This window comes from Desulfosporosinus nitroreducens (assembly GCF_023897015.1).
Classification (GTDB): domain Bacteria; phylum Bacillota; class Desulfitobacteriia; order Desulfitobacteriales; family Desulfitobacteriaceae; genus Desulfosporosinus; species Desulfosporosinus nitroreducens.
The window spans coordinates 82,764-105,153 of the sequence record NZ_JAMHFY010000017.1 but is presented as its reverse complement, the minus strand read 5'-3'; the positions used below and the strand labels follow the sequence as shown (position 1 = coordinate 105,153).

General features: G+C 41.7%; 26 protein-coding genes. 3 read left to right on the top strand and 23 right to left on the bottom strand.

Annotated elements, in window-relative coordinates:
- Positions 1–2 precede the first annotated feature (2 nt).
- From M8E35_RS17650 to M8E35_RS17580, 16 genes are all read right to left on the bottom strand, one after another.
- Positions 3–479 carry a hypothetical protein gene (locus tag M8E35_RS17650; RefSeq protein ID WP_252470748.1) on the bottom strand — a complete coding sequence of 159 codons (477 nt, stop codon included), beginning with the start codon at positions 477–479 and terminating at the stop codon, positions 3–5.
- Between the two features lie 438 nt (positions 480–917).
- Entirely contained in the window at positions 918–1,826 is a 909-nt protein-coding gene (locus M8E35_RS17645) for a DMT family transporter (RefSeq protein WP_252470746.1), read from the bottom strand.
- Between the two features lie 1,040 nt (positions 1,827–2,866).
- Positions 2,867–4,885: a DUF6449 domain-containing protein gene (locus tag M8E35_RS17640; protein ID WP_252470745.1), complete on the bottom strand. Its 2,019-nt coding sequence runs from the start codon at positions 4,883–4,885 to the stop codon at positions 2,867–2,869.
- A complete protein-coding gene (locus tag M8E35_RS17635; protein WP_252470743.1) occupies positions 4,860–5,759 on the bottom strand; it encodes an ABC transporter ATP-binding protein in 900 nt (299 codons plus the stop codon). Before M8E35_RS17635 ends, M8E35_RS17640 begins: the two co-directional genes overlap by 26 nt.
- The gene (locus tag M8E35_RS17630) at positions 5,752–6,138 is read right to left on the bottom strand and encodes a GntR family transcriptional regulator (RefSeq protein WP_252470741.1); all 387 of its coding nucleotides are present in this window, start codon (positions 6,136–6,138) and stop codon (positions 5,752–5,754) included. Before M8E35_RS17630 ends, M8E35_RS17635 begins: the two co-directional genes overlap by 8 nt.
- Positions 6,139–6,354: 216 nt before the next feature.
- A complete protein-coding gene (locus tag M8E35_RS17625; protein WP_252470773.1) occupies positions 6,355–6,930 on the bottom strand; it encodes a Uma2 family endonuclease in 576 nt (191 codons plus the stop codon).
- A 118-nt stretch (positions 6,931–7,048) separates the two neighbouring features.
- Positions 7,049–7,258, bottom strand: a complete 210-nt coding sequence (locus M8E35_RS17620; RefSeq protein WP_252470739.1) for a hypothetical protein — start codon at positions 7,256–7,258, stop codon at positions 7,049–7,051.
- 467 nt (positions 7,259–7,725) lie between these two features.
- Positions 7,726–8,157 (bottom strand): thioredoxin family protein, encoded by a 432-nt coding sequence (locus M8E35_RS17615; RefSeq protein ID WP_252470737.1) that lies wholly within the window; start codon positions 8,155–8,157, stop codon positions 7,726–7,728.
- Complete coding sequence (locus tag M8E35_RS17610) at positions 8,069–8,452, bottom strand: oxidoreductase (protein WP_252470735.1); 384 nt, start codon at positions 8,450–8,452, stop codon at positions 8,069–8,071. Before M8E35_RS17610 ends, M8E35_RS17615 begins: the two co-directional genes overlap by 89 nt.
- 80 nt (positions 8,453–8,532) lie before the next feature.
- Positions 8,533–8,664, bottom strand: a complete 132-nt coding sequence (locus tag M8E35_RS26565; protein WP_289710897.1) for a response regulator — start codon at positions 8,662–8,664, stop codon at positions 8,533–8,535.
- 129 nt (positions 8,665–8,793) lie between these two features.
- Positions 8,794–9,270, bottom strand: coding sequence for an SAM-dependent methyltransferase (locus M8E35_RS17605; RefSeq protein ID WP_252470733.1), 477 nt, complete (start codon positions 9,268–9,270; stop codon positions 8,794–8,796).
- Positions 9,271–9,394: 124 nt separating this feature from the next.
- The gene (locus M8E35_RS17600) at positions 9,395–10,210 is read right to left on the bottom strand and encodes a MerR family transcriptional regulator (RefSeq protein ID WP_252470731.1); all 816 of its coding nucleotides are present in this window, start codon (positions 10,208–10,210) and stop codon (positions 9,395–9,397) included.
- 97 nt (positions 10,211–10,307) lie between these two features.
- Positions 10,308–11,456, bottom strand: a complete 1,149-nt coding sequence (locus M8E35_RS17595; RefSeq protein ID WP_252470729.1) for a DUF4179 domain-containing protein — start codon at positions 11,454–11,456, stop codon at positions 10,308–10,310.
- A gap of 2 nt (positions 11,457–11,458) precedes the next feature.
- Positions 11,459–12,034 carry a sigma-70 family RNA polymerase sigma factor gene (locus tag M8E35_RS17590; RefSeq protein WP_252470728.1) on the bottom strand — a complete coding sequence of 192 codons (576 nt, stop codon included), beginning with the start codon at positions 12,032–12,034 and terminating at the stop codon, positions 11,459–11,461.
- 308 nt (positions 12,035–12,342) lie between these two features.
- Positions 12,343–12,798: a threonine/serine exporter family protein gene (locus tag M8E35_RS17585; RefSeq protein ID WP_252470726.1), complete on the bottom strand. Its 456-nt coding sequence runs from the start codon at positions 12,796–12,798 to the stop codon at positions 12,343–12,345.
- Positions 12,795–13,556 (bottom strand): threonine/serine exporter family protein, encoded by a 762-nt coding sequence (locus M8E35_RS17580; RefSeq protein ID WP_252470724.1) that lies wholly within the window; start codon positions 13,554–13,556, stop codon positions 12,795–12,797. The genes M8E35_RS17585 and M8E35_RS17580 overlap by 4 nt, the downstream gene beginning before the upstream one ends.
- A gap of 1,333 nt (positions 13,557–14,889) precedes the next feature.
- Between M8E35_RS17580 and katG the strand changes: the two genes are divergently transcribed.
- The 3 genes from katG (at position 14,890) to M8E35_RS26560 (ending at position 18,093) form a co-directional block, all read left to right on the top strand.
- Positions 14,890–17,085, top strand: a complete 2,196-nt coding sequence (katG, locus tag M8E35_RS17575) for a catalase/peroxidase HPI (RefSeq protein ID WP_252470722.1) — start codon at positions 14,890–14,892, stop codon at positions 17,083–17,085.
- Positions 17,086–17,684: 599 nt separating this feature from the next.
- Positions 17,685–17,822, top strand: coding sequence for a hypothetical protein (locus M8E35_RS17570; RefSeq protein ID WP_252470720.1), 138 nt, complete (start codon positions 17,685–17,687; stop codon positions 17,820–17,822).
- Positions 17,823–17,967: 145 nt separating this feature from the next.
- A complete protein-coding gene (locus M8E35_RS26560) occupies positions 17,968–18,093 on the top strand; it encodes a hypothetical protein (protein ID WP_289710896.1) in 126 nt (41 codons plus the stop codon).
- Positions 18,094–18,560: 467 nt separating this feature from the next.
- On the opposite strand, the gene M8E35_RS17565 is transcribed toward M8E35_RS26560, so the two are convergent.
- From M8E35_RS17565 to M8E35_RS17535, 7 genes are all read right to left on the bottom strand, one after another.
- Positions 18,561–18,797 (bottom strand): hypothetical protein, encoded by a 237-nt coding sequence (locus tag M8E35_RS17565; protein WP_252470718.1) that lies wholly within the window; start codon positions 18,795–18,797, stop codon positions 18,561–18,563.
- Between the two features lie 166 nt (positions 18,798–18,963).
- Entirely contained in the window at positions 18,964–19,293 is a 330-nt protein-coding gene (locus M8E35_RS17560) for a hypothetical protein (protein WP_252470716.1), read from the bottom strand.
- 289 nt (positions 19,294–19,582) lie between these two features.
- Positions 19,583–19,822 (bottom strand): thioredoxin family protein, encoded by a 240-nt coding sequence (locus tag M8E35_RS17555; RefSeq protein WP_014184998.1) that lies wholly within the window; start codon positions 19,820–19,822, stop codon positions 19,583–19,585.
- A 25-nt stretch (positions 19,823–19,847) separates the two neighbouring features.
- A complete protein-coding gene (locus M8E35_RS17550; RefSeq protein WP_252470685.1) occupies positions 19,848–20,549 on the bottom strand; it encodes a cytochrome c biogenesis CcdA family protein in 702 nt (233 codons plus the stop codon).
- Positions 20,549–21,088, bottom strand: coding sequence for a thioredoxin family protein (locus M8E35_RS17545; RefSeq protein ID WP_252470683.1), 540 nt, complete (start codon positions 21,086–21,088; stop codon positions 20,549–20,551). Before M8E35_RS17545 ends, M8E35_RS17550 begins: the two co-directional genes overlap by 1 nt.
- On the bottom strand, positions 21,085–21,348 hold the full coding sequence (locus M8E35_RS17540) for a 4Fe-4S dicluster domain-containing protein (protein ID WP_252470681.1): 264 nt from the start codon (positions 21,346–21,348) through the stop codon (positions 21,085–21,087). Before M8E35_RS17540 ends, M8E35_RS17545 begins: the two co-directional genes overlap by 4 nt.
- A 37-nt stretch (positions 21,349–21,385) precedes the next feature.
- The gene (locus M8E35_RS17535; protein WP_252470679.1) at positions 21,386–22,390 is read right to left on the bottom strand and encodes a permease; all 1,005 of its coding nucleotides are present in this window, start codon (positions 22,388–22,390) and stop codon (positions 21,386–21,388) included.

Below are 22,390 nucleotides of genomic sequence, written 5' to 3'. Positions count from 1 at the left end.
AATCACTCAATAATAAAGCAACTATCCCTCTGATCTAATAACTCAAAATTACAGCTATTTATTTTGGATAGCTCTATTTTTTTATATAACATTTCCTCAAATTCATTCCACCCGAACCAAATTGACCAGAGCTCAATAGGCTTACCCTCTTGGATGTTAGTTTTTAAATACTCTTGAAGTTGGTTTGTCCAGTTAATACCAAAGCTCCCACCAAGCCAATAAATGTATCTTTTCTTAATATATTCTTCTATTCCATATGGCGGATTGGTACATCTTGATATTTTTAATCCACCAGTATCAACACCATCAGGAATAAAGATTGCTTTAACATCATCGCGAAGTTTATCAAGATTAAAGGACAATTTCGGTCGAGGATTAAGATTCATTTCCCTTAATTCCTTAACTGTCCCCTTAATAATACCGGACAAATCAATTTCCGGTAATTCATAATCAGACGCAATAAAAGTAAATCTACTCAAATAATCACTCCCTTTGTCATTTCGATTGACAATAGCCACTTGCCTTGCATGAATGCCATCTAGAAATATAAGTAAAAGTTTCCACTATGCCCCGGTGCAAATAGTGAAACTCCTACCTTTTTCTCCATAAAGCTACCTAAATCCTTCTTTTACCAGTCTGCTGTCCATTCTATGGGGTATATTTTAACGATTCCTATACTTTTTAACGAAGGGTAGAAATTGTCCCTAAGAGGGGTGCATCTTATAAAGAAAAGGGTTCGAAAGAAGAAAAAGCACCGTCCTAAACGATGCTCTGATATGTTCATTGATTGTATCAATTATTGAGTACTTATTTTGTAGAGGCGAACCATTCGCTTTTGAAACTACAGTCGTAACATACCCCCATAACGGACTTTCACCGTCTAGTTAATCGCCATGCGTGGCGCACGGCAGAAAAATTTACGCTTTATGGCTCAAATGACTTTTGAAAGGATAGGGTCGTTCCAATTTATCTAATTTAAGTAGCAAAACTCCGGATATAATAAGCAATCCTCCAAGCAGTTGGCTGCTTGTCAGCGTTTCTCCTAGAATGAAACCTGCCAATACGATCGTTATTGCAGGTTCCATGGTACTTAAGATAGAAGCTCGGCTGGCTCCTAAAAGAGATAGCCCTTTTTGATAACAAAAAAGAGGGATAACCGTACATAATATGGCAGTTCCAAGGCCCACGATCCACAGGGTCAACTGGGTGTGACCCAAAAAGACATTGGTCGAGGGATAAATGGCAATAGTAGCGAACAAACAAATGATGCTAGTAGAAGCGGATACGGTAAATGGATCCGACTTTTCGGAAAGATACTGTCCAAGGATATTGTATAGGGCATAAAATAGGGCAGATAAAACACCATAAAAAAAGCCCGGCATGCTGATTTTTTGCCCTGACATATTTACAACATCTACAACCAGCAAGCAACCGAAAAAGGCAATAAGCAAAGTTACTCCCTTAACAAGGGATATTTTCTCTTTAAAAATCAAGGCGGACATAAGTACAACCATTAGAGGATAGGTATAAAGCAATATATTAGTAATGGTGGCAGACATATACTTAATGGATAGAAAGTAGGAATATGAGCAGCCAAAAAACAGTAATCCCTGGAGGGTTAATAGAAAAAGACAAGATTTCGATATCTTGAAGCCCTTTTTTCTACTGACCAACCGGATAAAAACCATTAAGCTACTGGCTATGAAAAATCGTGAGAATAACATGAGATCCATGGTTAAACCCAGGTTATACCCCCATTTTACGAATATGGGCAAAGCCCCATAGCCTATAGCAGCGAAAATAATTAATAGATAACCATTTAGCATGTCATTATTTCCCTTCTCCCGTCACATATTACTCGATATTCAAGAGCCCCATTATAAGTAACGAACCGACTATCTGTCAAATACCTAAGAATGATACCGGGTATACACATCTCCGATTCCTTTTACTGATTCTTAATACATTTACCGTTTGTCGATAACACCCTACTTTTTTAATTTCCTAAGAATGATTGAGGATTCAAGCCTTAGAAAGTTCAAATTTGTTACAGTTCATAAGCTCGATCGTTTTAGTCATAATCGATATGTTCAGCCCATTATAAACATCCCCTGTCTACTAGATCAGGTTAATAAACGATTAAGCCTGCTTACCTCAAGTCAAGAACGAACCTGAGCTTAAGGATTTATATGGAAACTTAGAACTCAGTCCCTCAGCTTGGAATGTCTAGCTTTCAACGAAAAGGAAGATACTATTAAGGAAATTGAAGATGCTATACCGGAAAATGAGATAGCCGGCGCTTCATTCCCCAATAGGAAATTCAGAAACGGTAAGGCTGTTCATGAATAATACTCATCCGAGGTAGACGTAGGCAATTTAAACTTACAGCCTCCAATTTAAAAATTCGGCGGATTTGAGGTGACTAATCTAGATTAGTGAGACCTCAAATCCGCCGAATTTTAACTACCTCATTTAAGCTGTTGGTGATTCCGGAAAAAATCGTTATTCAACTAAATTTGGCGTGATTGCGTGGATATTACGTGATGCTTTAATCAACCTGAGCATTTGTTATTCAGAAGCTTTTAACTCAAAAGTCTCCTGCTTGTTATTCCATTTGACTGTAACCTTATAAACATCATCTCTGGAAGGCATTGAGCGGCTAAAGGGGATATGCTCTGTATTATCGGGCGAGATCTGAACACTGCTGAGAAGCCGAAAGAGGAATATATATCCATTTTGAAGTCTGAAATGTCGTTTGGCCTACATCATTAGCTCATTCCTCCCAACCCCAATAAATAATGCCACGCCGGTTGGACTTTGAAAGGCGCCTTTCAAAGTCCAACCGGCGTGGCGGTCGCAGCGCTGATTAATTGTCTTCCTCCAACTCTGCGAAATATCCCTTTAATTTTGCCGAAACCCCTGCCTCAAGACTGACCCGTTTTGACCAGACATGATTCCGGACGTTAAAGCGTGCGATGACATCATTGCTGATGTAGTTTGTACTGGGATCTATATTTAATAATTCCTCAATCACTTCCCGCTCATTGATGGTTACCGGGCTGGGAGTTGCTGCATTGTCGAAGTATGCTCTGTCCTCAGCTTTTTCCAGTTCAACGGATTCGATGTCCTCCAAATGCAGGGCAAATTGATCATAGTAGCCCTTATCCTTAAGCCAATTAAGCAGTGAGGTAAAACTGCTTTGAACCAGGATGTTTTGTTCATTACGCTTATTGTTTTCCAATACGGATACCCGCATATAAGAATCTCTGCTTGAGGTCATATCCTCATAGGACATCTTAATTGTTTCGTTTTTCAAAAGTTCCGTTAATTCCCGGATGTCCTTAGTTCCTGTGAGATTCACCGGCCGTTTGCCGCTGCGGTCATCTTCGACAGACATCAATTTTATGTCCTCCGGCACCAGACGCATTGCCGGAAATTTTAATTTTTTGTACTCCAAGGATTCATAAATGGGCTTGAGGAAAGCGGCATCACTCTGATCAGCTTCATTAATATTGTATTGGCGAAGGATATAATCTCCATTTTTCAGGGTGTAAATGATATAACGGGATGAACCAGCCTCCCTCTTTCTTTCCTTGATCAAATGCTTCTGAAGCTCAATCACTCCTGCAATATTCTCCTGACTTTCCAGCAGGATAGGCGGGTTATCTTCGAAGTACCCACTATCCTGGTATCTGGACTCCAGAAATTCGGGATTCTTTTCTTTTTCAAAATAAAACCAATCGTTATAGTTATAGCCGAAATAAACCTTTTCTACTTCCTCAGGGCTGGGAACTTGTTTAACAAAGCCCGAAACATCCAGGGACAGGCCTCCTAAAAGTATGACAATGACAAGGGCGTAATAGAGATAACCTTTATAGAGGTGCAAAACCCTGAAGGACTTATGGATCAAAACTTCCGCAACAAAGTAGCCCAGAGCCGAAGCAATAACATAACCCAGGATCAGCATGGGAAGGGATTGTCTGGAAGCACCGCAAAAATAGGTTCCTCCAACCAGCATTAAACAGAAGGTCATCCCGTATTTAAATGCCGGATATAAGGCCGGAAAGGCAATAATGTCGCCGGCCGTTTCCAGCCTCCTATGTTTATAGACAAACCAGCCCAGGATTAAAAAGGCGGCGGCTGTCAGGATGTAAGCAAGTAACCAGCCCACCATATGCGGGTTTCTCAGGAAGGCACTATTGAATAACAAAAATAAGGGATAATTATCCTCGATAAACAGTGAGTAAGGGGCTTCACCGAAGCCAAACAACAATTGCTCAAGGCTGAATTTAAGCAAAACATAAATTCCTATAGGCAGTATTTGGATGATATAAGTAAATACGATTTGGGCTACGGAAGATCCGGTAAACATCCCGACCAATACGGCAATACTATAAAAGAACAGACAGAAAAAGATATTAAGTCCAAGCCAGGTGAAAATCTTAGGCAGAGTATAAAAGCTTCCCAGGACCGTAAAATAGTCTAATAATATCATAATCAGAGAATTTAAGAGGGCGGGAATTATTAAAAGAACAAACCCAGCCAAGCAATGGCTGGCATAATGTGAGCTCCTTTTAATAGGCAGGCTGTGCATCATAACGGCTGACTTATCTACCTGTAAGTACCGGAATATCAATACTGCCATAAGAACCGGTACAGTACAGATTAGAATAGCTTGAACGTCATCCTGTGAAAAACTCAGCATTCTGTCGATAGTGTCTTGGATCCAGGTAATGTTCTGGACCTCCATTCCCATGGCTTTCATAAGGTGACTGAAGGGAATATAGGCCATAAGAGCCAGAGTATAGAGAGCGCTTACCCACCAATAACGTTTCAAATTGCTTAAGATCAAGGCCTTATTAAATAATGATGTTTTGAATGTCATAACCCATCCCCCCTAATTCATAGATAAATATCTCTTCAAGTGTCAGAGGCAGGACATCCAAAATAACCGGATTGGCTGATTTCATCCTTTGCAGCAATTCATTCTTATCCCCTCTGGCAATCAGCAGCAGTATGCTTCCCGTCTGGGTTCTGTGCAGAACCTCCGGACCTACCAGGAACCCTTCCGGAATGTCACCGGCAAAGCCCAGCTGAAACTTGTGAACATCGGATTTCATATCGTCCAGTTCCCTCTCCACAACGATCTTCCCCTTGTGAAGTATCCCGATATGATCGCAGACATCTTCCAGTTCCCTCAGATTATGGGATGATACCAGGACAGATACCTGCCTTTCCGCTACATCCTGGAGGATGAGGCTCCAGACCTTTTTGCGCATGACAGGATCCAGGCCATCGACGGGTTCATCCAGGATCATGACCTTAGGCATGGAGGAAATCCCCAACCAGAAGGCTACCTGTTTTTGCATTCCCTTGGACAGTTTGACTACTCTTCTCTTGCTGTCGATGGGAAATACCTGCTTTAATTGCTCATACCGGTTCCAATTCCAGTCGGGATATATTTTGGCGTAAAACTTTGCAGTTTCCTCAATGCTCGCTTGAGAAAAGAAGTACAAATCGTCGGGAATGTAAATCATTTGACCTTTTACCTGAGAATTTTCGTAGACCGGTTGATCATCAATGGTCACTATGCCTTGATCCTGGCGGTATAATCCTGTTAAATGCTTAATCAGAGTGGTCTTTCCGGCCCCATTTGGCCCTAGCAGGCCATAAACGGAGGCCTTTTTGACCTTTAAATTCAGATCCTCGAGAACTTTATAGTTGCCAAAGGATTTCGTTAGTTTTTGGGCCTCAATCATTGTTCCTCTGCCTCCCTCTTCCATATAGTTCCTCAATTCTGGAAATGAGCTGCTCCTTGGGAATATTCATGTAGGCCAGCTCTGAAACCAGTTTCTCCATCTCCAGCAGCAAGTCGTCTTTTCTTGCTTGATTGATTTTATTGTTTATGGGCGTCACAAAACTTCCTTTGGCTCGGACGGAATATATGTATCCCTCCAGCTCAAGTTCCTTGTAAGCCTTATGAATGGTATTGGGGTTAATGGTGAGGGACTGGGCCAATTCACGAACAGAGGGAACTTTCTCATTAGGTTTCAGTACTCCGCTAATGATGAGTGCTTTAATCTTCTCCTTAATCTGTTCGTACAAAGGGCTATGATCCATATAATCCAATTGAAACATAGTTACCTCCAAACTGTTATATATGATATAGTACAGTTAATACAGTTTGTATGCTAGCAGATATTTCCTTTATTGTCAATAAGAAATGCCAGTCCCACTTTGAAAGACACCTTTCAAAGTAGGACTGGCATGGTGACAGAGCTGGTTAATTGTTTTCCAACTCCCCATAATATCCCTTGAATTTTGCTGAAACAGGGGTATCCATGTTGTCTAGCTTCAAATACCTTCAAACACAGGTTTTAAATCTACCGTGAAATCTGAGAAAACAGACATTTTCGCTTTATCCTTCTCCGTGTACGCTTCTGGGCGACCGTATCGTTTATTTTCTTGTAAAGTAAATACGCTTATATATTTACCGTCTGGTTCTACGATCCAGTACTCCTTTACACCAACTTTTTCATACTTATTAAACTTTATTACCCTGTCCTGTCTAGTCGTTGATGGTGAAGATATTTCAATGATTAGAGCAGGTACTCCGAAATATCCGGTTTTCCTTAGTTTAGTTTCATCACACACTATTACAATATCCGGTTGTACAATATTTAAGATGTCATCATCGCTTTCTTCATATTCAACCAGACATAAGTCAAAAGGAGATGCGAACACTCTGCAAGGTTTATCAATTAAATAGTTGGATATTTGTCTGTATAGCTCGCCAGATATGCTCTGATGTTGCCATTTAGGTGCAGACTGCAAATAAGGTACACCATCAATTATCTCCCATCTTTCGTTTTCAGGCCATGTTAAGTAATCAGAATAGGTATGTTTTTTGTTCTCTTCTGGTAAAGACATAACCTGATCCTCTCCCTTCATTTTTCTATATATTACCATAACGATTCCCTCGTTTCCACTTGAAAGCTATTTATAGGTTTAAACAAATTGTTTACATGTTAGTCCCCTAACGTTTTTATCAACACATTGCAGTCATGTTCCTCGCATGACTGCAATGTAACTCCCAGTTTGCTTTAACATCATCACGAAGTTTATCTAGATTAAAGGACAATTCCGGTCGAGGATTAAGATTCATCTCCCTTAATTCCTTAACCGTCCCTTTGATAATACCGGACAAATCAATTTCCCGTAATTCATAATCAGATGCAATAAACGTAAATCTACTCAAATAATCACTCCCTTTGTCATTTTCATTGACAATAGAATAAACTATAACGCATCCCAAACCCCGCCAAGGATGGCGGGCCACTTGCATAGCATGAATGCCATTTCATATACAACAGTTTTCTCCATAAAGCTACCTAAATCCTTCTTTTACCAATAACATTGAACTTTAACTCCTATCCCAAATGGTGATACATGTCCATCTCAGTACTTATGTGCATAAGGTAATATCCTATAAACAGCCTGTCCGAGAAACGAATGCGCATTCTTTTCTCGGACAGGCTGTTTATAGGATATCTCCCTAATTTATTTAATAATCATATACCAATAACTACTATATACACATTCCGGAATAGGTTAAATCTTAACCATTCAATCAAGTAATCTTCCCGAATCGATTAATTTAAGCAGAGAATCCGTCGTCCATTGCTTAAAACCAAGCCCATTTTTGCCCCAAGTTTGGTGTAGTTACTAATTTGTCAGAATTGTTTTCCATTCAGTCGAAGTCAAAACCTCTAAGCCCTTAAGACGCTTGATCTCCTTCCCCTTATCCAGCACCAGGACCGTGGGAATGCTCCTCACGGCGTATTTCTCAGCAAGATTTTTTTTCGTTGCCGTATCGACACTGACGATTTTGCAATCCAGACTATCTTTCTGGTTTATTTCCTCTAAAGCTGTGCGATAGTTCAGGCTTTCATTGTCTTGAGCATTAAAGAACAAAAGCAAAACCTTAGCTTTAGCCCTTTCAGCAGCTTCAGCATAAGCCTCAGCCAGCTCCCGGATGTCCTCAATCGTCATTTCCCTGACGGATGTATTAGGCAAATCTTTCACAAGGGAAACAGCCAAGGCTGTCTGCCCGGTTAATTGCTGCGAAGCAAATCTTCCTGCATGGGCTAACTGCATAATAATTCTGCCGCCTGCAGCATGAACCGCCTTTTGTCATTTCTTTGAGGCCGGGAATAAGACTGTCGCTATATATGCCCAATTGATTTGGGCCCGCTTGTCCATCTCTACGAACATAGGAATGACCAGTAATGATTAGCCCTACACCACCCTTGGCTAGTTCTACCATTGCCTCAATTAATTCGGTAGTAACGCCTCCATCAGTACTTGCCAGCCCTTCCCAAGTTGCGGATCTTATAAAACGGTTGGAAAGGTCTAGGTGCTTTATGGTCGTTTGGTCAAATAGTGTCTTCATTGGAATCACCTCTTTTTTAACTAAGTTAATCATATAAGCAGGAATCCATCATTTCCCAAGAAATAGCTCCGTTATTGATCTTATAACCAAGCAAGTGAAGTTAATACGCAGCACCGGTTTGCCCCATAAGCATTGTACCCTCCCCGCTTCAGGACAGCGCAGATCAGCTTCTGCGAATTTACGTCATCTTCGACGACCAAAATCTTAAACATTAATTCATCTCCCAGTCATGGTCTTAAACCTCACCTTATCTTAGAAATATAATCCTTTCTTCCGGGCATTGCAATGGATAGAAATCAAACAGATGCCACACTTTATTGTCAGGTGACATCTGTTTGATTTTAAAAATTAAATTCATTTTCCCAATTAAAATCTTCCGATTCATCTAAACTTTTAGGCCAATGGCTGCACCATTGGGGTACACTCGGGGTTTCCGCCCTGTCAAGGCTCGGGGTATACGGCTTTATGTCAAGTACCGGTGTTCCATTATTAGCGTCAATATAGGCAATTTGCAGAATGCCTTTTGCGTAGTCAATGCCAATAACCTGCGCCGTAGTTAAACCCAGGGGGTTTGGACGAATTGGTGACCTCGTGGCAAAAATCCCCATTACAGGCGGAGCGTTTTTATAGGGTTGGTGCGTTTCAAGTATGTTTCTCGTTTCTTCATTATCAAAGTCACTGAACCACCAGATAACATTGATATGGCTAAATCCGTCTAATCCTTGTAACGCCGGGATATACCTCGGCTCAAGCTCAATGAACATTCCGTCGTCGTTTAGATTGATTTTGCCGATAGGAGTGATCTCAAAATTCTGCATAGTGCATACCTCCATTAATACTTGATTGATCTGCAAATTCAGTGTAGACCCTCTCATCATGTGAGAGTCAAGAATCGGATAGGATAGCTTAAAAAGCGTCTTGCAATCTGCAAAACGCTTTTCATTATATCTTTTCCAACGGTATTTGAAGTTCTGTTAGGTACTTGTCAGGGTTTTCCTCATTCCACGGCCCGCGATGAACAATTTGCCTGCTCTGCCCGCTCATTTTATATTGACTATGCCCTTGCAGCCAGTTTGCAAAGGCAAGGTACGCGCCGGCAATGTTTTCAAAAGAACCATAAACCATAGAACAGGCCATAATGGGTACAGGTTCCGTATTCCGATAGGTAAAACCACACCTATCCTTGCCTATGCGGGCCACGGGAGCACATATTTCAATATCGACATCTGTTTCCCGATAATCCGTGTCGTGATAAATGGTAAAGGTGTTGTTTGAAATGGGAATATTATTTTGACCTGCAAAAGCCGACATTTCCTTCCACAGTTGGCCCTCGGCATAATAATTACAGACAACCCGCCTTAGAGAAAACACCTGATAACTGGGTATGGATTTAAGAGAAACATTGTAATGTATCCTAATCTTTTCCTGCCGGATATCCCTCTTAGCCAGTTCAATTTTAGCTAGTTTTTCCTGCCCGGCTTTAATTCCGTTCTCAATTTCCAGACGTTTATGGTCAAGTTGATTTGCTATAAATTCATCCTCCCAATGGTTTAGAGCAACCGCAATTTCAGAAACATTAAACCCTAAATCCCGTAAAAAGATGATTTTATTCAAAACAGGAATTTGCTCTATGGAGTATAACCTGTAATTTGTAAATTTATCGATTTCAGCAGGTTTTAATAATCCTGTTTCATCATAATATCGCAACATTCGAATCGATACTTGGGCCAATTTAGAAAATTCTCCTATTTTAAACATATCTCCTCACCTCATTTTCTAACCACATTTTACCACAAAGCTAAGAAAATGAGCAGCTTGGAAATAAGGTTCCGACATTTATGCGCTGTGACAATCTTCACTGCAGGGAACTAATATCTATCCTAACCTGCTTCATTGTCCACTCTCCGGTAGCTATTCCTGCCGGCAGACCTTTGTATACTAAAGGTGTTTCTTCACCGTTTTCAGCGATTGTCACTCCGCCGCCCTGGGTATGAACCAATTTCAAAGTCGGTGTGATAAACAGGGTCTTGGCCTGGGGATCAAGATGATTGAAGGTGAGGACATACTCCATTTTAAGCATTTCGCCGCTGATTCTCCCCTGTCCTCCGTTCTCATTATAGGCATAGACATTGCCTAAATCATCCTTGATTTCCCAAACCATCTGCACCGAATCGGCCAGATCGCCGGGGACTTCCTCAGCGTAGTAAAGAATTGTATTAATCGGGGTTGCCGAGAGGCGCTTCAAGCTGATGGCCACCTGTTGAGCCACATCCCGGTTTTCGGCAACATCCAGTACTTTATAATCCAGTGCCTTTAAGGATACGCTGTAATTCAGCTGGCAGGCAGTGGGTTTTCTTTCTTCTTCCCCCAGTTCCTCATCAATATTAGTTAGACCGGAAACACTCCAGTGGAAAGAAATCGTATCCCTGTTTTCCTTCTCACTAAAAAAGGTATAATTGCTCTGCCCTACATAGACCCCGGGACTAACCTTTTTCAGCCCCTCGCTCCCTGCGGTTCCTTCAGCGAAATCAACGTCTAAGTTACTGTTCAGGTGGGGATTTTCCCCAAAATCCTCAGCGGTCTTAATAGTATAAGTCAGGGATAGTGTTTTTCCGTCATAGACACCTTGATTTAGCGACACCTCAATACCATTGTCCGCCTTGACCATATCGATATCCAGAGCGCTTTTCGTGTATAAATCATAAACTCCGCTGCGCCCGCCATTTAAAAACCGGAAAATGTCACCTATAACAGGAACTTCTTTGGCATAGGCGGGGAAGGCCATCCCCAGACCGCCGATACCTGCCGTCAGAATCACAATTGCGGCAGCTGCCGCCAGTGCCGTACTTCTTTTCCGTTTTTTCAGGCCGCCTGAATTGGATCGAGCAATCTTCTCTCTCACCATTTTTTTAACTCTGGCTCTTTCCAGTTCATCCCCTTCCACCTCTTGAAATTCGCTCAGATCCAGATCCATGTCGTTAAAAAGTTCATATATATCCTTCATTTTTACTTGCCTCCATCTCCCAAACTCACGACACCTTTAACCAGTTGTTTTTTGCCTCTGTAAATACGGTTATCCACAGCAGATTTACTCAACCCCAATTTCTTGGCGATTTCTTCCGAGGTCATACCCCAGAAGAATTTCATGATCAATATGTTCCGGTCAACGGGAGAAAAAAAGTTCATCAACTTCTCCATCTCCCGGATGCTCTCCTTAACAAGCACATGCTCCTCTGCAGATTCCTCTGGCGGAAACATGTCCATACTTTCCTTACCGGACGAAGGAATTTCCAGCCGTTTTTTCTCGCGGCGATAAAAATCAATGGCCCTGTATTTCGCTATGGCGCAAAGCCATTTGCGAAAATCCGCCTCGCTCTCGCCTTTGAATTTTTGGGCATTATGCCAAACAGAAAGAAACACATCGCTTATGCATTCCTCTGCCAGCTCCCGTTTTGCCAAGGGGAGCAGTATCTGAGTGACTATCCCCTTCACCAACGGGAAGTATTCATCCATAACAAATTCCAAGGCTTCTTCCCTTTGGTTTTTTAAGCGCCTTATATAATTGGTTTGATCCGTCTTCATGGTTTCCCCCTTTTCTCTCTTTCTTGTAAAGCTTTACACTCTATATAACGAAAGTAATAAAGATTTTTCTCAAAAATAATAAATACTACTTAGAAATCCAGCGATTTTGAGATGACAATCTAGATTAGTCAGACCTCAAAACCGCTGGATTTTTTAAAAGTTCAATATTTAAGCTAGTGATGACTCCAGAAAACTCGAATCATAGAAGCTTTTGCATCAGTTACGGGGTGAATTGATCAAATTCAAATTACTTATTCTCTACAAATTGAAGTTTCAATCCATTGGGATCATTAATGAAGAAAAACTTTTTACATTGAATGATGACGGAATTCATAAGAGCGTACTGCGAAAAAAACTCTGGACAGCGAAGATGCGACCATAATACCGGCTGCTATGGCAACTGCAATACTTACCGTATGAGAGCCATATTCGGCAAAATCTCCGAACCTACCATTGATCGCATAGCTCATTGTGTAGTATAAGGCCCGACCAGGAACTAGTGGAATTATAGCCGCTGTTAAAAAAGTAGTAGCTGGAGTTTTCTCGATGCGGGCGCAGATCTCCGAGTAAAAGGTTACTATAATGGACGATATAAAGTACTGCATCATTTCCCCGCTTAGCCAGAGACCACCCAGTAAGTATATCACCCATGCTAACATACCACCAAAAGCAGCATACCCTATTTTCCTTCCTTTAATATTGAACAGAATCGAAAAACCGAGTGAACCCATAAAAGCTGTAATGATTTGATATGTATGAATCATTTTAACATGCCTCCAACAAAAACTGATACCAAACCGAATCCAAAAGAGATGGACAAAGCTACAAGAATAGCTTCAGAAAGGCGCAGTAGTCCTGCTATCGTATCTCCGCTTATAATATCCCTTATTGAGTTTGTGAGAGCCAATCCAGGTATCAGCAGCATGATATTTCCGATTGCTATCTTATCGAAGCTATGACCTATCCCAATTCTAACTAGCAGAAACCCCAGCATGCCTACAACGAACGAGCACAGTATATTTACAAAAAAAACATTCTTATCAACTCTTTGGATAAAAGTGATTGCTAATTTCAATATCATGCCGATAGCCGCAGAAACAGCTACATCATTCAAGTCGCCCCCATAGAAAATCGTGAACGATCCAGCAATCATACCATATACCAAATACTGGACAACCGGACCATATATGCGTGTAGTACCGACTTTTTCCATTTCATTTCTAATATATTCTGCCTCGGGTGTGTGTGCACAAATGTAGTAGGAAAGATTATTAAGCCTATCCAACTTATCAAAATCCGTTGAGTATTTTAAGATCCTCCTGGTTTGAGTGAGCGTATTTCCGCTTTTCAACTGAATAGATACGACGATGCTAGACGTGATAGTAAATACATCCACCCGCTTTGCATCATATGCTTTGCAGATACGACTGATGGAGTCCTCCACGCGATTTACTTCAGCACCGCTGACAAGCATTTGCTCTCCAATATCCAATATATAACTTAGTAATTCTTTTGTAAGCATATCATTTAATGCCCTTTCAGGTTTTCTACGCAATCTGAAGTCATATTAATTTTACTTTTCTTAAGTCACGGCCCCCCTTGTCAACGGTGGCTTGATTTTATCACTTTAGGGGCCTGATACCTGGTGCGCCTGAAGTCGTGGATCGTGCCATAAGGTGCTTAGTATTTGAGTTAAGTATAAAATAATACCTTCTTAAATTCCATTGTTATATTCTAACTTGTTTGCATCATTATGTCTGCCCTTTTCTTCGATAAGAAGGATAATGAATGATTTTCATAAGGCGCAATTGCAATACTTCTACATACCCTTGTGTTGCATGAACGCGAATTTTGGCGCTTGCCGCTAGGTAACCTCTATGTTATGATTAATTAAGGGAAAATGTGGAACTGGGCAACCTGAAGAGAATCGTCCAGACTCAAGCCATTTTCAATAAAATCCTGAAAGTTGAGTTTTACCAGGATAGGATAGTCATGCCCAACGGTTCTTTGTATCGCTTGAATAATATCGAGATGTATACGTGAACGATTATAAATACTTCCTCCCTATTCATCCTGGCGCTGATTAAAGGCAGGAGACAGGAATTGACTTAGAAGTATTTCAAGAGTATTGAAAAAATGCCCCTAAAGGAATTTCTTCCTCTAGGGGCATTTCCCTGCCAGCTTTAGCTCAATATCCCTCCTCCTTTTGCCTTGCCACTACCACTTACTCCAAGTTTAAGTAGTTTTTAAGCAGCTAGTTTTTTGGCATGGGCCCACGGATTTCAGTAAGAAGAAAGCAATGATCATCATGGTCACGATCGGCGATAACATTGTCGGCACTTCGATATTAAAACCTTCGAGAATCATGACCAAGGATAGGCATAGGATGGAATACAGGTAACTATTTTTAACGTCATATATGAAAAAGCTAAAAATAAGAGTAAATAAAGGATGCCAAATAGCTTTCCATGGTAGATAAACTATCATAGAAAGCTATTTCTGTGTCTGACATAAATATCTTAATGTTGGGTGAGTATGCGAACCCTTACGGACTTAGGCGCATTATTTTTTTATTGTCATCCGCGTTATCATATTATATAATGAATCAAATTATAATAATTACAATATTAGACTATTTATTATTAATTTAATTCATTATATGACATATTCAACTTGTGAGTGAAGAAGATAAAACAAATTATTTTTTTCACACATTGTAAGCTATACCATTATGTTTAAGGCATCGTTGTCAAGGTCGGGAAGTTTTTTCTCCTTTCGTCGAAGATCTCTATCCTTCCCTTGATAATCCAGATATGCAACACTTCAATGACTTTATAATATGAGGAGGGGACTTTATGGATGAAAAAGGAGAATGCCCAGTAACAGGCAGAACGAAAAATGCCACTTCAGGCGGTGGTACTTCTAACAGGGACTGGTGGCCGAATCAGTTGAACCTCAAGATTCTTCATCAGAACTCAAACTTGAGCAATCCCATGGCTCCAGAATTCAACTATGCAGAAGAATTCAAGAAACTCGATCTGGAAGCCCTGAAGAAGGACCTATATGCATTGATGACCAACTCTCAGGATTGGTGGCCTGCCGATTATGGTCACTATGGGCCTCTCTTCATCCGGATGGCGTGGCACAGCGCAGGCACGTACCGCACAAACGACGGCCGCGGCGGCGCGGGATCCGGCACCCAACGCTTAGCGCCCCTCAACAGCTGGCCTGACAACGTGAACCTCGACAAGGCGCGCCGTCTGCTCTGGCCAATCAAGCAGAAATACGGCAGGAAAATTTCCTGGGCCGACCTGATGATCCTCGCCGGCAATTGCGCCATTGAGTCAATGGGACTCAAAACCTTCGGCTTCGCCGGCGGACGTAAGGATGTCTGGGAGCCGCAAGAGGACATTTATTGGGGTTCTGAGGCCGAGTGGCTTGGCGACAAGCGTTACTCTGGCGACCGGAATCTCGAGAATCCCCTCGCCGCCGTACAAATGGGCCTAATTTACGTAAACCCGGAAGGGCCGAACGGTAACCCCGATCCCGTCGCTTCCGGTCATGACGTTCGAGAGACCTTCGCACGTATGGCCATGAACGACGAAGAGACTGTCGCCCTCGTCGCCGGCGGACATACCTTCGGCAAGTGTCACGGTGCAGGGGATCCGGCCCATGTCGGTCCGGAACCTGAAGCCGCCGGTATGGAGGAACAGGGCCTTGGCTGGAAGAGCACCTTCGGCAGCGGCAAAGGCGGCGATACCATCGGCAGCGGCATCGAGGGCGCCTGGAAGCCGAACCCGACAACATGGGACATGGGCTATCTTAACGTACTGTTCAAATATGAGTGGGAACTGGTCAAAAGCCCGGCCGGAGCGCATCAGTGGCTGGCTAAGGACGTGGCCGAAGAAGACATGGTGGTTGATGCCCATGACCCGTCGAAGAAAAACCGGCCCATGATGACCACGGCGGACCTCTCCCTTCGCTACGACCCGATTTACGAACCTATCGCACGGCGCTACCAGCAAAACCCCGATGAATTTGCGAACGCCTTCGCCCGTGGATGGTTCAAGTTGACCCACCGGGATATGGGTCCGCGTTCACGCTATCTCGGTCCTGAAGTTCCTGCAGAGGAACTGATCTGGCAGGACCCGGTGCCGGCAGTCGATTATGAATTGATTAACGAACAGGATATCGTGGATCTCAAGGGTAAAATCTTGGCTTCCGACCTCTCCGTCTCCCAGCTTGTCTTAACAGCTTGGGCATCGGCGTCTACCTTCCGCGGCTCCGATAAACGCGGCGGAGCAAACGGGGCGCGCATCCGTCTTGCACCACAGAAGGATTGGGAAGTCAACCAGCCAAGTCAGCTGAATACTGCGTTAGAAGTCCTTGGAAAAATCCAAAGGGAGTTCAACAGTGCACAGTCAGGCCAAAAAAAGGTTTCTCTCGCCGACTTAATCGTCCTTGGCGGATGTGCGGGTATTGAGCAAGCTGCGAAGAATGCAGGTCACAATGTGTTCGTTCCTTTTATGCCGGGACGCACAGATGCCTTGTCGGAGCAGACCGACATTACCTCATTTTCAGTGCTCGAGCCGGCTGCAGATGGGTTCCGCAACTATTTAAAAACTAAATTTTCCGTATCAGCAGAAGAACTTCTGCTTGATCGTGCACAATTGCTGACATTAACCGCTCCGGAAATGACGGTTCTGGTTGGCGGCATGCGCGTCATGAATGCCAATTACGGACAGTCTCAGCACGGTGTCTTCACCAAGAAACTTGAGACGCTTACCAATGACTTCTTCGTAAACCTGCTCGATATGAACACAACCTGGAAGGCGACATCTGAAGATGAAAACGTGTTCGAGGGTCGTGATCGCGCGACAGGCGAACTCAAATGGACCGGCACCCGGGTTGATCTCGTCTTCGGTTCAAACTCCCAACTCCGGGCCATCGCAGAAGTCTATGCCTGTGACGACTCTCAGGATAAGTTCTTACATGACTTCGTGTCTGCCTGGAACAAAGTGATGAACGCAGATCGTTTCGACCTAGCCTGAATCGTAGCATAAAACGACTTTGTTGTCTTTTGAATGATCTGCCAACTTGAGTTGACATTCCTCTGCAAACTGTAATATTTGCAAGCATCCTTCCCCCGATCACCGGGGGATTTTTTTATGCTCTGAATTTGAGTTTATAATGACGCGGGAATGAGATTTCAGTTCATGGGTGACACTGGAATTTCATTAGAATACCTTTCTAGGCATATATGCTCATATTTGGATATTCAAGTTCTAGGACATATCAATCGTATATAGGTAAGGGTTTTTATCGAAAAAGAGTATGTGTTCAAGCGATCAAACTTGAACCTACTTCTCCACAAAAATATTTACGAATTCATATTTTTATCCAGGATTCATTAAAATGGGTTGTTAAATTATATCCAATGATTACATACGGTACCATATTCTACCTTTTGTGCATATTATGCAATGTACTATCTCTTACAAAGGAGGAAATGCATATGTCATTCGGTGGAGTAGGTGTTGATGGTGCTTGTGGCCCTAACTTTCTACCAGGTATCGCTGTGGTAGTAGTTATTATTCTTCTGCTTATTGCAATGGGAATCGTATTCTAATTTAGAAGGGGGAAATAATTAATGTACGGAATGGGTTATGGTGGAGCATGTTGTCCAGCCCCTGTCGCCCCAGTTGCTGCATATGGTGGCAGTGGCTTGGGTGCAGGAATTATCGCGATTGCTATTTTAATTCTTATCGCTTTAGGGGTTATTTTCTAAAATAATTTTCTTAACCACTGGCTATCATCCAAAAGGGTGGTAGCCAGTTCTATTTATGCTTAGTGAAATGGGCAGCGACTATACGTGCAGAAGATCTGTTCTTTACCATATTATGTAATATTCTATCTAGAAGGAGTTGATCGTTATGTTTGGCTTTGGAGTACTTCCCTTTGCTCTTGGTTTTGGTTTAGGGGCTGCTGTATCGAGACCGCTCTATTACCCATCCTCATATTACTATGCTTATGCACCATATCCCTACAGATGGTATTAATATCAGAGATAAGCAACACTTCGGTTAGCAGTTATCTTCTAAAAATACCTTTTAAATCTTTGTGAATAAACGAAGTAAGGGAGAGTCTACCCCTCTCCCCCTTCATACATATTTTAAAAAAGCCCCCAACTTCCGTGAGAGCGAGGTATATTTAATGTGCGCGAGGCTTTTCCCCATCAACGGCATTCATCATTACGCTGTTTTCTTTCTCTAGTGCTAACAACCAATAGTTTCCAGCTGTTCTAGGCTTGGTATGGTGAATTGGGCGATAGGTAATCAAGCTAAAGGGAAAACCATCTTCTTCATCGGTCAGTAATTTACCAGTACAATCCGCTGGACCGGCAAACCCAAACGAAAAGCCTATTATTCCTAATTGCGGAATGATAGGCTTTTCGTTTGGGTCAAAAAATAGATGGTTGACTATTCGAAAAAAAACTTCCCTAGTCCATCATTTGAAGTTAGAACTGTTACAGTCTCAAACCATTATTGATACTTACTTTCATTTTTCGCTTTCCTAATTCTTGTTCTACTAAAATAAGGTGCTGTATAGGAGGCAGAGATTCGCCGTCCTCAATGATTTTTTCGATAAAATATAGGCAGTTAGTTTTCTCCTCTTGGCAATTGCTTAAAGTTTTGTACTTAAAACAGCTTATAACATCTTTGTCTTCTTCGATACCTAAACCGCAGCACTGACATGTCTTCATGTTACAACACCCTTTCTTCAAGGTTCGTTCATAACTTAAAGTAACTCCGTCATTAAAACAATGATCGATTCAACTGTCCGGCAAAACAGATAGGCATTTTAAAATTTTAAAATGATTTATCCCTGTCCCTTATTTGCCCTTTTAGTACTAATTCAAAAATAGTTAATCAAACCACCATAGTTCTGATTTCTTCATAAATCTTGGAATTGCTAATACCACCGTTAAAGCATACCTTTCCCTCTATCGCGACCAAAGGTAAGGCATATCCCGTTTTGAACATCATGTGGGCAGTGTCATAGTCACTCAAGTCATCTTCAAGTACATCAAGGAATCGCACCTCTACTTTTTTAACCAAATCACTTTGTGATATAAAGCGTTTTAATTCCTCGAACATTTCCCCCATAGTTTTTTGAGAACTTGAACCGCAGGAACCGCCACAACTACAAACCCCTGTCGGTTCCTCGTCTCGAATTCCAAACACCTCAATCTCGATCATACCTCTTCCTCCTGAATATGATTTCGTCTCTTACTTTCCTTATTATTTTCTGGATTTATCTAAATAATCTTTAGTAAACTGCTACCATAACTTATAAGCACGATTCTATTTCAGCGTTTGTAGACGATTCCTCATTTCGTTGACAACCCGTTTTTTAATAAACCTTTTGAGGGGTAGACTGAATTCCACCCAAACACAGTTTGTACAAGTACAAGTACTCACAGCAAACCGCCTCATTTTTTGTCAGCAGCCATTCCCATCGTGAGTATTAATAGGAATCTCCTCAATCTTACTTATAAGTTTCAAGAATCTTTGCTATTTCCTTCGGTTTCAATACCTTGCCAACGGAGACCACCTTCTCATCAATGACTAAAGCAGGGGTCGACATTACCCCATAGGCCATAACATCCTTAAGATCGTTGACTTTAATTATTTCCGCTTCTATGCCTGTCTCTTTTAATGTTTTCTCGGTATTTTCTTTCAAAGTCTCACAGTTTTTACATCCAGAACCTAAAATTTTGATGATCATATTAATCCACTCCCTAACTATTTTATTAGAATCCTAAATAAAACATATAAAAGGCAATTAACACAATAAATGTGCCCATAACAACTCTTAGAAATTTACTTGCACCGCCATATTTCTTATTTGATGAAAGCTTATGTACAAAACTCACAGATGTTCCGGCAATCAACACCAGGAAACTATGGCCTAAAGAGTAAAGCAACAATAGTAATATTCCCAGCAACAAGCTTCCCTCTTTGGCAACCATAGCAAGTAATACAACCAAAACTGGTGTTGCACAGGGAGATGAAAAAAAACCACCTAAAACTCCAGCAAAAAATGCTCCCGTAAAGCCACGTTTAGTACTTTTACTTATAGCATGGGAAGAAGGGATAAAGTTAAAGATCTCCCATGTTTGTAGAGCCATTAAAAGCATAAGTATACCCAGCAGTATATACCACCAGGAGCCGGTTCCTTGCATTAGCCTGCCCAGCAGAGAAGCAACTGTCCCTAAAATGGTAAATGTGACAGCCATACCCGCAGAAAATACGACCGACAGCCAAAAGGCTTTTTTGGCATCTCTTTGTCCTGTACCTCCTACATATCCTATGACAAGGGGTACACTTGTCAGCGCACACGGAGTAAGTGAAGTAAGTACCCCTGCCAGTAAGGCCAAAAACGGTGCCAACCATAGATTGGTGAAAATAGTTGCTGAAATAGTTTCAAGCCACTGGTTGGTTATAAAATCCATTATTTCAACCCCATTTCCTTTAAAACACTCATTAATTGTTCTTTGGTCATCCCTCCTTCATGAGCTGTAAAGACATGCTCCTTCGAATCCCTCAGAGAATAAAGCTTCATCTGCATAGCCTCGGGATCTTTTGGATTGAAAGGATTCCCTTTGACATCAATAAATATCTGGGTCGGTATCAGACTGATTGGGTAACCTTCAGCCAGTGCCTGATACTTCCAGACATCGACAAACTTAATGATTGCTTTTCCTTGAAGCTCTTCATTTAATCCTTTTAATACTGGAGCCATTTCTTTGCAGGGAATACAAGAGTCAGCTCCAAAATCAATCACGATAGGGAGTCCATAGGATTTCAGTTTTCCAAGATCTAACACTTCAGTTACATGCAAAGCAAAGTCAGGGTTTTCAGTACCTGGTAGTTCAGTGTCTTTTTTGCTATTTTTAACGGCCCATATCCCGGCTACAACACAAACAAGCAGCACTGGTATTATAAGTTTAAGCGCTATACTTTTAGATTTCGTGGTATTCTCATCACTCATTTACAGCATCCTCCATTATCATCTCCCCAGGAACAAATTAAATCCCCTCCCTTCTCTCCGTGCTCACCCACATAACTAATAGCTTCCACTGGGCAAAGCTTTCCGCATCCATGACACCCTTGAATGCAATTTTCAGGAATTATTACAACCGGAGTAGGTAGTTTTTGGAGATCATACACACCGTGTTTACATTTGTCCGTACAGGCACCACACTCAATGCACTTTTCATCGTCGATAACCGGATACCAAGTTTTTGACATTAAAACTAGACCTCCTTCCTTAAATATGATGTTTAGCCTACATCAATAGATAGCCAAAGGCATTGAAGAAGTATCCAATGATTAGAATTCCCAGAGTAACAATCCCTGCAAAGATCGCTAAAAGTCTCAGCTTCACTACTTTCTTTAGCAAGATCATGGAGGGCAGTGAAAGTGCTGTTACAGCCATCATGAAGGATAAGGCAGTTCCAATTCCTACCCCTTTTAATACTAAGGCCTCAGCTATGGGCAAGGTTCCGAAGATATCTGCATACATTGGCACACCCACAAGGGTAGCTAACAAAACCGAATACCATTTATCCTGGCCAAGAACTGCTGATATGATGTTTTCTGGAATCCAATTATGGATGGCTGCCCCTATTCCAACACCGATGAGAATATATAGCCAAACTTTTTTAATAATCTCTAAGACCTGATCTCTGGCATATTCCATTCTTTCACCAGTCGTCAGCTCTTCTTGATCCACCTCAAGTACTTTATTGCCAAATACAAAGGATTCTACATACTTTTCAAGTTTTGCTTTACTAATGATGGTACCTCCAATAACTGCAAGGACAATCCCAACAACGACATAGGCTATGGCAATTTTCCAGTTAAAGATACTGGCAAGTAAAATAACTGAGGCTAAATCGACAAGAGGAGACGATATTAAAAACGAAAATGTCACACCAATCGGCAGACCTGCACTGGTAAAGCCTATAAACAATGGAATAGAAGAGCAGGAACAAAATGGTGTAACCGTTCCAAGTAAAGCACCTAATATATTTGCTGAAACTCCCTTATATCTACCCAGTATTTTTCTAGTTCTCTCCGGCGGAAAAAAGCTTTGGATATATGAAATTGTAAAGATTAAGACTGAAAGCAATATGAAGATTTTTATGACGTCATAAATATAGAAATGAATGCTTCCACCTAAGCGATCCTGGATGCTTAAACCAAAAACCTTTTCTACCAAAAGCTTTACTAAATTATAAAGCCACTCCATTCTAAGTAATTGATTATTTAACCACTCAAAAATAAACAA

Coding starts and splice junctions, on each gene's coding strand:
- M8E35_RS17555 (WP_014184998.1), bottom strand. CDS start 19,822: ATGATCATCAAAATTTTAGGTTCTGGATGTAAAAACTGTGAGACTTTG.
- M8E35_RS17615 (WP_252470737.1), bottom strand. CDS start 8,157: ATGCAGTTAGCCCATGCAGGAAGATTTGCTTCGCAGCAATTAACCGGG.
- M8E35_RS17590 (WP_252470728.1), bottom strand. CDS start 12,034: ATGAAGACGGATCAAACCAATTATATAAGGCGCTTAAAAAACCAAAGG.
- M8E35_RS17595 (WP_252470729.1), bottom strand. CDS start 11,456: ATGAAGGATATATATGAACTTTTTAACGACATGGATCTGGATCTGAGC.
- M8E35_RS17605 (WP_252470733.1), bottom strand. CDS start 9,270: ATGCAGAATTTTGAGATCACTCCTATCGGCAAAATCAATCTAAACGAC.
- M8E35_RS17610 (WP_252470735.1), bottom strand. CDS start 8,452: ATGAAGACACTATTTGACCAAACGACCATAAAGCACCTAGACCTTTCC.
- M8E35_RS17550 (WP_252470685.1), bottom strand. CDS start 20,549: ATGGATTTTATAACCAACCAGTGGCTTGAAACTATTTCAGCAACTATT.
- M8E35_RS17640 (WP_252470745.1), bottom strand. CDS start 4,885: ATGACATTCAAAACATCATTATTTAATAAGGCCTTGATCTTAAGCAAT.
- M8E35_RS17630 (WP_252470741.1), bottom strand. CDS start 6,138: ATGTTTCAATTGGATTATATGGATCATAGCCCTTTGTACGAACAGATT.
- M8E35_RS17600 (WP_252470731.1), bottom strand. CDS start 10,210: ATGTTTAAAATAGGAGAATTTTCTAAATTGGCCCAAGTATCGATTCGA.
- M8E35_RS17635 (WP_252470743.1), bottom strand. CDS start 5,759: ATGATTGAGGCCCAAAAACTAACGAAATCCTTTGGCAACTATAAAGTT.
- M8E35_RS17585 (WP_252470726.1), bottom strand. CDS start 12,798: ATGATTCATACATATCAAATCATTACAGCTTTTATGGGTTCACTCGGT.
- M8E35_RS17645 (WP_252470746.1), bottom strand. CDS start 1,826: ATGCTAAATGGTTATCTATTAATTATTTTCGCTGCTATAGGCTATGGG.
- M8E35_RS17565 (WP_252470718.1), bottom strand. CDS start 18,797: ATGAAGACATGTCAGTGCTGCGGTTTAGGTATCGAAGAAGACAAAGAT.
- M8E35_RS17625 (WP_252470773.1), bottom strand. CDS start 6,930: ATGTCTTTACCAGAAGAGAACAAAAAACATACCTATTCTGATTACTTA.
- M8E35_RS17580 (WP_252470724.1), bottom strand. CDS start 13,556: ATGCTTACAAAAGAATTACTAAGTTATATATTGGATATTGGAGAGCAA.
- M8E35_RS17560 (WP_252470716.1), bottom strand. CDS start 19,293: ATGATCGAGATTGAGGTGTTTGGAATTCGAGACGAGGAACCGACAGGG.
- M8E35_RS17545 (WP_252470683.1), bottom strand. CDS start 21,088: ATGAGTGATGAGAATACCACGAAATCTAAAAGTATAGCGCTTAAACTT.
- M8E35_RS26560 (WP_289710896.1), top strand. CDS start 17,968: ATGTTTGGCTTTGGAGTACTTCCCTTTGCTCTTGGTTTTGGTTTAGGG.
- M8E35_RS17570 (WP_252470720.1), top strand. CDS start 17,685: ATGTACGGAATGGGTTATGGTGGAGCATGTTGTCCAGCCCCTGTCGCC.
- katG (WP_252470722.1), top strand. CDS start 14,890: ATGGATGAAAAAGGAGAATGCCCAGTAACAGGCAGAACGAAAAATGCC.
- M8E35_RS17540 (WP_252470681.1), bottom strand. CDS start 21,348: ATGTCAAAAACTTGGTATCCGGTTATCGACGATGAAAAGTGCATTGAG.
- M8E35_RS26565 (WP_289710897.1), bottom strand. CDS start 8,664: ATGTTTAAGATTTTGGTCGTCGAAGATGACGTAAATTCGCAGAAGCTG.